General features: G+C 34.1%; 8 protein-coding genes. 5 read left to right on the forward strand and 3 right to left on the reverse strand.

Annotated elements, in window-relative coordinates; translation table 11 throughout:
* The first annotated feature begins 257 nt into the window (after positions 1-257).
* From rnr to gcvH, 3 genes are all read left to right on the forward strand, one after another.
* Positions 258-2,423, forward strand: coding sequence for a ribonuclease R (gene rnr / locus A8B35_RS04480; protein WP_075602188.1), 2,166 nt, complete (start codon positions 258-260; stop codon positions 2,421-2,423).
* An 82-nt stretch (positions 2,424-2,505) separates the two neighbouring features.
* Positions 2,506-3,423: a homoserine O-acetyltransferase MetA gene (gene metA, locus A8B35_RS04485; protein WP_075602189.1), complete on the forward strand. Its 918-nt coding sequence runs from the start codon at positions 2,506-2,508 to the stop codon at positions 3,421-3,423.
* Between the two features lie 74 nt (positions 3,424-3,497).
* Positions 3,498-3,875: a glycine cleavage system protein GcvH gene (gene gcvH, locus A8B35_RS04490; RefSeq protein WP_075602190.1), complete on the forward strand. Its 378-nt coding sequence runs from the start codon at positions 3,498-3,500 to the stop codon at positions 3,873-3,875.
* 125 nt (positions 3,876-4,000) lie between these two features.
* On the opposite strand, the gene infB is transcribed toward gcvH, so the two are convergent.
* From infB to rimP, 3 genes are read right to left on the reverse strand one after another with little or no spacing between them, the layout of a single operon-like run.
* On the reverse strand, positions 4,001-6,997 hold the full coding sequence (gene infB, locus A8B35_RS04495) for a translation initiation factor IF-2 (protein WP_075602191.1): 2,997 nt from the start codon (positions 6,995-6,997) through the stop codon (positions 4,001-4,003).
* A gap of 59 nt (positions 6,998-7,056) precedes the next feature.
* Entirely contained in the window at positions 7,057-8,292 is a 1,236-nt protein-coding gene (nusA, locus tag A8B35_RS04500; RefSeq protein ID WP_075602192.1) for a transcription termination factor NusA, read from the reverse strand.
* 21 nt (positions 8,293-8,313) lie between these two features.
* Entirely contained in the window at positions 8,314-8,778 is a 465-nt protein-coding gene (gene rimP / locus A8B35_RS04505; RefSeq protein ID WP_075602193.1) for a ribosome assembly cofactor RimP, read from the reverse strand.
* A gap of 234 nt (positions 8,779-9,012) precedes the next feature.
* Here rimP and A8B35_RS04510 point away from each other — a divergent pair, with 234 nt between their 5' ends.
* Both A8B35_RS04510 and lpxD read left to right on the forward strand, forming a co-directional pair.
* On the forward strand, positions 9,013-10,269 hold the full coding sequence (locus tag A8B35_RS04510) for an HD domain-containing protein (protein WP_075602194.1): 1,257 nt from the start codon (positions 9,013-9,015) through the stop codon (positions 10,267-10,269).
* Between the two features lie 183 nt (positions 10,270-10,452).
* Positions 10,453-11,490, forward strand: coding sequence for a UDP-3-O-(3-hydroxymyristoyl)glucosamine N-acyltransferase (lpxD, locus tag A8B35_RS04515; protein ID WP_075602195.1), 1,038 nt, complete (start codon positions 10,453-10,455; stop codon positions 11,488-11,490).
* Positions 11,491-11,496 lie beyond the last annotated feature (6 nt).

Consider the following 11,496-nt stretch of genomic DNA (forward strand, 5'->3'; position numbering starts at 1 on the left):
ATAATAAAATGTAATTTAAAGCAATAAACTATATCTGATAAAAAAAACTGAGTACATTTGTTTTACCTTAGAAATAGGATAATGTTTCTATTCTGAGCTAAAAATATTACACCAATAATTAGGATACTAAACTAGATACAGTTTAAAGAAAGTGTTTTATGGAATTGACTTTATGTCAATAATCTGTAAATGATACAAACTACTCACTTCAAAAAGAAGCTCCTATATTATAAATTGATTACTATCATCACTACGATATGACAGGAAAAAAGAAACCGAAAAAAAAGAGAAATACCCTTAAAAAAGGACAGATTGTTAACCTTATTCAAGGAGTATTTAATAATAACCCTAAACGCAGTTACAATTACAAACAAATATCGACTTTCCTCGATTTAAAGAAGCCTGTAATGAAGCAGGCAGTGGTGCAAATTCTTTATGAAATGCTAGATAGCGGATTTTTAACAGAAACTGCCAAAGGAAAGTTTAAATTATTGTCTCGAAATAAATATATAATAGGTACCGTTGATGCAACTAAAAGTGGAGCCGCATACATTGTACCTGAAGATGGTGATGGAGATGACGTATTTGTAAGCCAACAAAACCTTAAATCAGCGCTTAATGGCGATATAGTTAAGGTGCAATGTTTTGCTAAAAAGCGAGGTAAATCGCAAGAAGGTGAAGTGCTTGAAATAATCGAGCGTAAACGAGATTCCTTTGTTGGAAGAATTGAAATGTCCGATAATTTTGCATTTCTGGTTACCGATAATAGAGTAATGTTTAAGGATTTGTTTATTCCTCTAACTAAGTTAAACGGAGCAACAAATGGTCAGTTGGCCATTGGTAGAATTACTGATTGGAAAGATCATAATAAAAATCCATTTGGAGAAATAATTGAAGTTTTAGGTGACGCAGGGGAAAACAATGCAGAAATGCACGCCATCTTGGCTGAGTTTGATTTACCTTATCATTATCCAGAAAAAGTTGTTGCCGCAGCTGAAGAAATTCCTGAAGAAATTCCTGAAGAAGAAATAAAGAAGCGACGAGATTTCAGAGGAATAACCACTTTTACAATTGACCCAAAAGATGCCAAGGATTTTGATGATGCATTATCACTTCAAAAATTAGAAAATGGTAATTGGGAAGTAGGTGTACACATTGCTGATGTTACGCATTATGTAACTCCAAAATCAATTATTGATAAAGAAGGTTACGATAGAGCAACTTCGGTATATCTTGTAGATAGAGTTGTACCAATGCTACCCGAGAGGTTAAGTAATGGGATATGTTCTCTTCGTCCAAACGAGGATAAACTTTGTTTTTCGGTGGTTTTCGAATTAGATGAATCTGCTAACTTACAGGATTATTGGATAGGACGTACTATAATTCATAGTGATAGACGTTTTACTTACGAAGAAGCACAAACAACTATAGAAACAGGAGAGGGAGATTACAATTCTGATATTCTGCAGTTAGATGGATTAGCTAAGAAATTAAGGAAGAAACGTTTTCAAAGTGGAGCTATTTCGTTTGAACGAACTGAGGTGAAATTTGAGATTGATGAAACAGGTAAGCCTTTAAGTGTTTTCTTTAAAGAAAGTAAAGATGCGAATAAACTAATTGAAGAGTTTATGCTTTTGGCAAATAAAAAGGTTGCAGAGTTTATCGGTAAAAAAGAAATATCAAACGGAAAAGGGGACAAAGCTAAAACATTTGTTTATAGGGTTCATAATAATCCAGATCCTGAAAAGTTTGAAAATTTTGCTCGCTTTGCACGTAAATTTGGTTACGATATTAACGGAGAAGATCCAGATAAAATAAGTGGCACAATTAATCGCCTTTTAAAAGATGTAGAGGGTAAAAAGGAGCAAAATATTATTGAAGTTTTAGCCATCAGAACCATGGCCAAGGCTGTATATTCTACAAAAAATGTTGGGCATTACGGCTTGGCTTTTAAACATTATTCTCATTTTACATCGCCAATTCGTCGTTATCCTGATATGATGGTACATCGTTTATTAGAGCACTATTTGGATGGAGGTAGATCAATAAATCAAGAAAAAATAGAAGAGCAATGTAAGCATTGTTCAAAAATGGAGCTTACCGCTTCAGAGGCTGAGCGTTCATCTATAAAACTGAAACAAGTTGAGTTCTTAAAAGATAGAGTAGGAGAGCAATTTCACGGGGTTATTTCAGGAGTTACTGAATGGGGTTTTTACGTTGAGCTCGATGATAATAAATGTGAAGGCATGGTATCAATGAGGAGCTTAGATGATGACTATTATAGCTTTGATGAGGAAAACTATTGTATTATAGGAAGACGTAAGAATAAGAAATTCCAATTAGGAGATCCTGTCAGAATACAAGTTGCCAATGCTAATTTGGTTAAAAAACAGCTCGATTTTGAATTAATAGCAGTTTTATAGGCTTAATATTGTTACAAATATCATTGTAATTATTTTGTTTAGAATGTATTTTGCATTTTTGTGAGTCATAAAGGAAAGAAACATGCCAATAAAGATACCAGATAAATTACCAGCAAAGAATATACTTGAAAGCGAAAATGTCTTTGTTATGGATGAGAGTAGAGCTATCCAGCAAGATATTAGGCCACTTAAAATAGTTATATTTAATTTGATGCCTCTCAAGATTACTACTGAAGCTCAAATTATGCGAGTATTGTCTAATACGCCACTACAAGTTGAAGTGGACTTATTAATGACTCGTACACATGCGCCTAAAACCACACCACGTGAACACTTAGCTAACTTTTACAAAACCTTTGAAGAGGTAAAGCAAAGTAAGTATGATGGTATGATAATTACTGGCGCTCCCGTTGAGCATCTAGAGTTTGATGAGGTAACTTATTGGGACGAACTTAAAGAGATTATGGAGTGGGGACGTAGAAACGTTACCAGCACACTGCATATTTGTTGGGGCGCGCAGGCCGGTCTTTACTACCATTATGGTATTCCTAAATACCATTTAGGGCATAAATTATTCGGGGTTTTTAATCATGATGTAGAAGATAAAAAGGAACCTTTATTAAGAGGTTTTGATGATATGTTTTTTGCTCCCCATTCTCGTTTTACAGGAGTACGAAAAAAAGATATAGATAAGATTCCTGGATTGAAAATATTGGCTCAATCAGAAGATGCTGGAGTACATATTGTAATTTCACCTGATAAACGATTAATATTTGTTACTGGCCATGCCGAGTATGATCCGTATACCTTACGTGATGAATATTTCCGTGATCTAGAGAAGGGTGATGATATTGCCATACCAGAGAACTATTTTATAGATGATGATGCATCTAATGATATAATTGTAAAGTGGAGAAGTCATGCTAGTTTGTTATTTACAAACTGGTTGAATTATTACGTTTATCAAGAAACACCATATAATAACGAAGAGATTCATTAATATGATATTTCTCCATAAATATTATCTGATAAAGATATATTTTTGAATTGTATTTAAAACTTAAAAAGATAACAATGAATATTCCTGAAAATCTTAAGTATACAAAAGATCACGAGTGGGTGAGAGTAGAAGGCGACATTGCCTATGTAGGTGTTACTGATTTCGCTCAGGGCGAATTGGGTGATATTGTTTTTGTTGAAATTGAAACAGAAGGTGAAACGCTAGATAAAGAAGAGGTATTTGGAACAATTGAAGCAGTAAAGACGGTTTCAGATTTGTACATGCCTGTAGCAGGAACAATTGAAGAGTTTAACGCCGAATTAGAGTCTAATCCTGAGCTTGTGAATAAAGATCCTTACGAAGGTGGTTGGATGGTTAAATTAAAAGCTACAGATGCTGCTGAATATGATACACTATTAACTGCTGATCAGTATAAAGAATTGGTTAGTTAATTATAATAGTAGAAGATATGTAAGCCTGATATAATTTTATATCGGGCTTTTTTATGTCTAAAATTTAGTAAAAAAAAGGCTGCTTGATTTTTCAAGCAGCCTGTATATTATTAATGTAATATTAGTTACAGTTTTCTAGAAACTTCAATTTCTTCGTAACCTTCAATTATATCACCTTCTTTAATGTTGTCATAACCATCTAAGTTAAGTCCACATTCATAACCGCTAGCCACTTCTTTTGCATCGTCCTTGTAACGTTTTAGCGATCCTAATAATCCCGTATGAATTACAATTCCTTCTCTAATTAAGCGGATTTTAGAGTTGCGATTAATCTTACCACTCTTAACCATACAACCTGCAATAGTACCAACTTTGGTAATTTTGAAAGTCTCACGTATTTCAAGTGTTGCAATAACTTGCTCTTTAATTTCAGGAGAAAGCATACCTTCCATCGCTGATTTTAATTCTTCAATTGCATCATAGATAATTGAGTAAAGACGGATATCAATTTCTTCCTTTTCAGCAATTTTACGAGCAGTTAATGACGGACGAACTTGGAAACCAATTACAATAGCATTAGATGCCGTTGCAAGCATAATATCCGATTCTGAAATCTGACCTACTCCTTTATGAATTACATTTACTGCAATCTCTTCTGTTGATAACTTAATTAATGAGTCAGAAAGTGCTTCGATAGATCCATCCACATCACCCTTAACAATAACGTTAAGTTCTTGGAAGTTACCAATTGCAATACGACGTCCGATCTCGTCAAGCGTAATATGCTTCTTAGTTCTCATTCCTTGCTCACGCTGTAATTGAGTACGTTTAGTAGCAATTTCTTTCGCTTCGCGCTCGCTCTCCATAATGTTGAACTTCTCACCAGCTTGAGCTGCTCCATTTAAACCAAGTATTAAAACTGGTTCAGAAGGTCCTACTTCTGTAACACGTTGGTTTCTCTCGTTAAACATTGCCTTAACGTGGCCAGTATAACCTCCAGCTAGAATAATATCACCTACTTTAAGTGTTCCTGATTGTACAAGAACTGTAGTTACATAACCTCTACCTTTATCTAATGACGATTCAATTACAGAACCAACAGCTTTCTTTTCTTTTACAGCTTTTAATTCAAGCAGGTCAGCTTCAAGTAATACTTTTTCAAGTAACTCATCGATATTAATACCGTTTTTAGCTGAAATTTCTTGACACTGATATTTACCTCCCCAGTCTTCAACTAGGTAGTTCATTTGTGATAACTGACTCTTGATATTGTCAGGATTAGCACCTGGTTTATCAATCTTATTAATTGCAAATACAATTGGTACACCTGCTGCAGAAGCATGATTAATTGCTTCTTTTGTTTGAGGCATCACATCATCATCAGCTGCTACAATAATAATTGCAATATCAGTTACTGAAGCACCACGCGCACGCATCGCCGTAAAGGCTTCGTGACCTGGAGTATCTAAGAAAGTAATTTTTCTACCACTATCTAAAGATACTGAGTAAGCTCCAATGTGCTGAGTAATACCCCCAGCTTCACCTTGAATAACATTTGCTTTACGGATATGATCCAATAAAGAAGTTTTACCGTGGTCAACGTGTCCCATCACTGTAATAATAGGAGAACGTTCAAGCATTAATGATTCATCATACTCTTCTTCTTCCTCAATTGCTTCAGCAGTTTCAACACTAATAAACTCAACTTTGTGTTCAAATTCTTCAGCTACTAGAGTAATAGTTTCAGCATCTAGGCGTTGATTAATAGATACAAATAAACCTAAACTCATACATGAGGCAATAATTTGGTTTACCTGAACATTCATCATCGTTGCTAATTCGGACACTGTTACGAATTCTGCAACTTGAATAATATTTTCTTCTAAGCTTGCCTTTTCAATTTCTTCAGCCTGCTTTTGGTAAGCGGCATCACGCTTATCTCTACGGTGACGAGAACCTTTCGATTTTCCTTTACCAGCAGTTAATCTAGCTAAAGTATCTTTAATTTGCTTTTGTACGTCTTCCTCAGTAATTTCAGCCTTAACAGGTCTTTTTTGAGGTCTACCTACATTATTATTAGGTCTACGACGGTTGTTATTATTGTTGTTGTTACGTTGGTTTCCTCCACCTTGGTTTCCACCTTGAGGTCTCTGACGCTGTCCACCACCTTGTTGGTTTCCACCGCCTTGTTGAGCCTGCTTGTCTCCAACATTAACTCGTTCTTTATCTTTGCGAATGCGCTTACGCTTCTTTTTCTTTTGATTCGCGTTGTCTGATTTTTCAGCTGGTTTTGGTAGTTCAATTTTACCAATAACTGTAGGACCACTCAGTTTTTTTACTTGAGTAGGTTTAAAAACGTCACCATCTGACTTCGTTTCTTTTTCTCCTTCAGTAGCTTGCGTTTGTTTTGATTTTTCGGTAACCACTTCTGTTTTAAGTTCTTCTTTTTGCTTAGGCTTTTCTGCTTTTGGTTCTTCCTTTTTAGCAGCGGCCGGCTTTGAGTCTGTTTTAACTTCCTTTTTAGGTGCAGGTTTTGCTTTTGGCTTATTAATCGAGTCAATATCAATTTTCCCTAGCACCTTTGGCTCCTCAACATTTTTTGTGGCAGTTGGTATATGTGGAGGATCAGCTTTAGGTGTTTCCTTTTTAGCTGGTTTCTCTATTGGTTTTTCTTCCTTAATAGGTGCTTTTTCAACAGGCTTAGCTTCAACAGGTTTTTCTTGTTTTGGCGCAGCAGGTTTTTCAGCCTTAGGCTTTTTGTTAAATTGATCAAGATCAATTTTGCCTTTAACTTTTAGCTCTTCTTTTTTAGGAACCTCTATATTTTCAACTTTAGATTTCTCTTCCTTTTTAGGCTTTTCAGCAGGAGCTAAATCTTCTCTGATATCTTCTATAGAAATAGTCTCTTTTTGAGGCTTTTGCTTAGTAAGCTCTTCAGATTTCTTACGTACATTTAAATCTGTACTGTATTCACTCTCAAGATGCTGATGCATTGCATCAGTAATCTTAAGGTTAGGGTTGAATTCTATATCAAACCCTTTCTTTTGTAAAAACTCAACAATGGTATGTGTACCTACATTGAATTCTCTTGCGACTTTGCTTAATCTTTTTCCAACTGCCATATTGGGACTTAATGAATTTCTCGATTATTACTATTAAAATATTAAGTAGATTTGAACTCCTATTCAAACTCAGAACTTAGTATCTTAACTACATCTTTTATTGTTTCTTCTTCTAAATCAGTGCGTTTAACTAAATCCTCTACGGATAAGTCTAATACTGATTTTGCGGTATCACAACCAATAGCTTTAATCTCATCCAAAATCCAGCCTTCAATTTCGTCAGAGAATTCGTCTAAGCTAACGTCTTCATCATCTTCTTCTGTTTCACGGTAAACATCTAACTCGTAGCCTGTCAACTGACTTGCTAAACGGATGTTTAATCCACCTTTACCAATTGCTAAACTCACCTCTTCAGGACGAAGGTATACTTGCGCACGTTTATCATCCTCAAATAGTTTGATACTTGTAATTTTAGCAGGGTTAAGTGAGCGTTGAATAAATAACTGAACATTTGTTGTATAATTAATTACATCAATGTTCTCATTTCTAAGTTCACGCACAATACCGTGTATTCTAGAACCTTTCATTCCCACACATGCTCCAACTGGGTCAATGCGTTCATCGTATGATTCAACAGCAACTTTAGCTCTGTCTCCTGGCATACGAACAATTTTTTTGATAGTAATTAAACCATCAAAAATTTCAGGTACTTCAAGTTCAAATAATCTCTCTAAGAAAACAGGAGATGTTCTTGATACGATAATCAGAGGGTTGTTATTTCGTATTTCTACTCTAACTACAACAGCTCTTAAGGTATCTCCTTTTCTAAAGAAATCAGATGGAATTTGCTCAGTCTTAGGTAAAATAAGTTCATTACCCTCGTCATCAAGAATTAAAATTTCTCTTTTCCAAATTTGGTAAACCTCACCAGTAATGATGTCACCAATTCTATCTTTATATTTATGATAGATATTATCTTTTTCTAATTCTAATATTCTTGCCGATAAGTTTTGGCGAAGACTTAGAATAGCACGTCTTCCAAAATCTAAAAATCTAACTTCATCGGTTACTTCTTCACCAACCTCATAGTCATCTTCAATCTTTTTAGCATCAGATAATGAAATTTGAAGGTTGTCGTCTTCTAATTCATCATCAGCTACAATTTCGCGGTTACGCCAAATCTCAAAGTCACCTTTGTCGGTATTGATGATTACATCGAAGTTTTCATCTGTTCCAAAGCGCTTTATTAATACGCTTCTAAAAGAGTCTTCCAGAACTCTGATCATTGTAGCACGATCAATGCTCTTTAATTCTTTAAACTCCGAAAAAGTATCAATTAAATTTATGTTTTCCATCGTATTCTAGTTTTCAATCGGTTAAAACGAGATAATTAATTTTACCGATTTAACTTCGTCGAACTTATATGTATGACTAAATGTTTTTATTTCCTTTTTTTTCTTGCCTTCAATTTTTACCTTTTTTTCTTCTTCAACGGTAAAATCATCTTCGTTGGCACTAACCAATATTCCTTTGAATGGCGCACCATCAAATAATATCACTTCAATTTCCCTGCCAATATTCTTTATGTATTGAGGAAGTACTTTTAAAGGTTGACCTAAACCAGGTGTTGAAACTTCCAACTCAAAATCTTCAACTTCTCTGTCAAATTCACCTTCTATTAATCGGCTTATCTGAATGCAATAATCAATGGTAATCCCTTCTATGCTATCAATTAAGACCATTATTTTATTTGTAGCTGATACTTTTATATCAACAATAAAACAATTGTCTTCAGTAATTTTACCTTCAATTATATTGTGAATTGTTTCTCTGGTTATCATGAATTTATTGTAATAAAATAGGGGACACTCGCCCCCTACCACCTAGATTCTCTTTAAATCTGCTGCAAAGATAACTAATTGTAGCGTAATTTCCAAAGGGCATTTATTTGATTTGTTATGCTTTTAAATTTATCTTGTTGAATCGCTAAATTTATAAATCGTTTAACTAAATATTTTTATAATGTGGATTACTACTAATAATTGGGTTCAAGTACCTATAACCCTCAATGTTATATGCAAAGTTCTTTAAATAAGCTAAAAATCATTAATGATCCCGTTTACGGATTTGTTAAAATTCCATTTGAGTTTGTATACGATATTCTGCAACATCGCTATTTTCAAAGGCTTCGTGGCATTAAGCAACTTGGATTAACCTCATTAGTTTATCCAGGCGCTATGCATAACCGTTTTCAACATGCCGTTGGGGCGATGCATTTAATGAGTTCTGCAATTTTGATATTGAGAGAGAAAGGGATAATTATCACAGAGGAGGAGTCTATTTCAGTTCATTTAGCTGTTTTGTTGCACGATATTGGTCATGGGCCATATTCGCATGTATTAGAAAATAGTATTGTTCAAGGTATTTCGCATGAGGAGATATCCTTACTTTTTATGCATCAATTAAACAATCAGTTTGATGGAAAACTGGATTTGGCGATTGAGATTTTTAAGAATAATTATACTAAAAAGTTTTTACATCAATTAGTAAGTAGTCAATTAGATATGGACCGATTGGATTATTTACGTCGCGATAGCTTTTTTACTGGTGTTTCTGAAGGCGTAATTGGGTCTGACCGGATTATTAAAATGTTACATGTTAGTAATGATAACCTTGTGGTTGAATCAAAAGGAATTTATTCAATTGAAAAATTTCTAATTGCTCGTAGATTAATGTATTGGCAAGTGTATTTACATAAAACTGCGGTGGCTGCTGAGCGTATGCTAGTAAATGTTTTACGCAGAGCAAAGTTTTTAATGATGAATAACAGCCCTTTATTTGCTACACCTGCGCTAAAATATTTTTTGGGAAATACAATTGTGTTAGATCATTTTAAGCAGGATAATAAGGCTTTAAATGCTTTTTCATTGCTTGATGATTCAGATATTATGTCTGCCATTAAAGTCTGGTCTGATCATGATGACTTTATACTATCAAAACTTGCGTCGTCTTTACTTTCAAGGAATTTGCATAAAGTAATTATACAGAATGAAGCGTTTGATACTAAGATCATATCAAATATAAGAGCTGAAGTAAAACGTAAATACAAACTAGATAATTCCGAGGTTGATTATTTTGTTGCAGTTGACAATGTTGAGAGTCATACCTATAATGTTAATAAGGATAAAATTGAAATACTTTTCTCAAATGGTGCATTGAAAGATATATCAGAGGCATCTGATATATTAAAACTATCTGTATTAGGAAATAATATAAAAAAGAAAATATTATGCTATCCTAAAGACGTTTTTGTCATTAATGACAATGTTTAATTTTAAAAATAATGGAAATAATGTTTAGCTTTGCACGAAATTAATACTTTAAGTATCATATTTAATTATTTAAATGCACCCCTTTAAATTTCAGAGGTCCATTTAGTTTTGATGTAGTTAAAAGAACTGCCTATTAGTTCCTTATAGTTGCATCCTAATAAAATGAAAGTAAACACAAATCACATGAATTTTTCAGCAAAACAGATTGCAGAGTTAGTCGAAGGAGAAGTTGTTGGTAACCCGGATGTGGAAATCAGTAATGTATCTAAGATTGAGGAAGGTAAACCTGGAACTATCTCATTTTTATCCAATACTAAATACACAAAGTATATTTATGATACCGAAGCTTCGGTTGTAATTGTAAATAATGATTTTATACCTGATGAGCCAGTTAAGTGTACTTTGATTAAAGTGGAAGATGCTTACAGTTCAGTTGCAAAACTTATGAGGATGTATACTGAAATGATGCCTAAGAAAACGGGAATAGAACAACCTAGCTTTATATCTGAGTCGGCAACTGTTGGTGATTTTGCTTATGTTGGGGCATTCGCATATATAGGTGATAATGTTACTATAGGTGACAATGTAAGTATATATCCAAACACTTATATTGGGGATAATGTAACAATAGGTGATAATTGTACTTTATATGCAGGGGTTAAGATTTATAAAGACTGTAAGGTTGGTAATAACTGTATTTTACATGCAGGTGCTGTTGTAGGTTCTGACGGTTTTGGTTTTGCACCTAACCAGAATAATGAATTTGATAAAATACCCCAGTTAGGAAATGTTGTAATTGAAGATAATTGCGAGATAGGAGCCAATACTACTATTGATAGAGCAACAATGGGATCAACCTTAATTCAACAAGGAGTTAAATTGGATAATTTGGTGCAGGTAGCGCATAATGTTGTGTTTGGTAAAAATACAGTTATGGCTGCTCTTTCAGGTGTTGCAGGATCTTCAAAAATTGGAGAGAACTGTATGTTTGGTGGGCATACTGCTGTTGCAGGGCATTTAACGGTTGCAAATAGGACTAATGTAGCCGGGATATCTGGCGTTTCTGGTAATGTTAAAAAGGAAGGAACCGTTATAAAGGGTTCAGCAGCGTTCGACTTGAGATCATTTAATAGATCTTACGTTAATTTTAAAAGATTGCCTGAAATGGCTGAAGAGCTAAAATCTCTGAAAGAAGAGATTAAGAAATTAAAAGGAGAATAAATACAG

The organism is Saccharicrinis aurantiacus, assembly GCF_001660705.2.
Taxonomy (GTDB): Bacteria; Bacteroidota; Bacteroidia; order Bacteroidales; family Marinilabiliaceae; genus Saccharicrinis; species Saccharicrinis aurantiacus.

What these genes read in the sequence shown, in the direction of transcription:
- A8B35_RS04510 (WP_075602194.1), top strand. Translation starts at nt 9,013, where the DNA reads ATGCAAAGTTCTTTAAATAAGCTAAAAATCATTAATGATCCCGTTTAC.
- rnr (WP_075602188.1), top strand. Translation starts at nt 258, where the DNA reads ATGACAGGAAAAAAGAAACCGAAAAAAAAGAGAAATACCCTTAAAAAA.
- metA (WP_075602189.1), top strand. Translation starts at nt 2,506, where the DNA reads ATGCCAATAAAGATACCAGATAAATTACCAGCAAAGAATATACTTGAA.
- nusA (WP_075602192.1), bottom strand. Translation starts at nt 8,292, where the DNA reads ATGGAAAACATAAATTTAATTGATACTTTTTCGGAGTTTAAAGAATTA.
- rimP (WP_075602193.1), bottom strand. Translation starts at nt 8,778, where the DNA reads ATGATAACCAGAGAAACAATTCACAATATAATTGAAGGTAAAATTACT.
- infB (WP_075602191.1), bottom strand. Translation starts at nt 6,997, where the DNA reads ATGGCAGTTGGAAAAAGATTAAGCAAAGTCGCAAGAGAATTCAATGTA.
- gcvH (WP_075602190.1), top strand. Translation starts at nt 3,498, where the DNA reads ATGAATATTCCTGAAAATCTTAAGTATACAAAAGATCACGAGTGGGTG.
- lpxD (WP_075602195.1), top strand. Translation starts at nt 10,453, where the DNA reads ATGAATTTTTCAGCAAAACAGATTGCAGAGTTAGTCGAAGGAGAAGTT.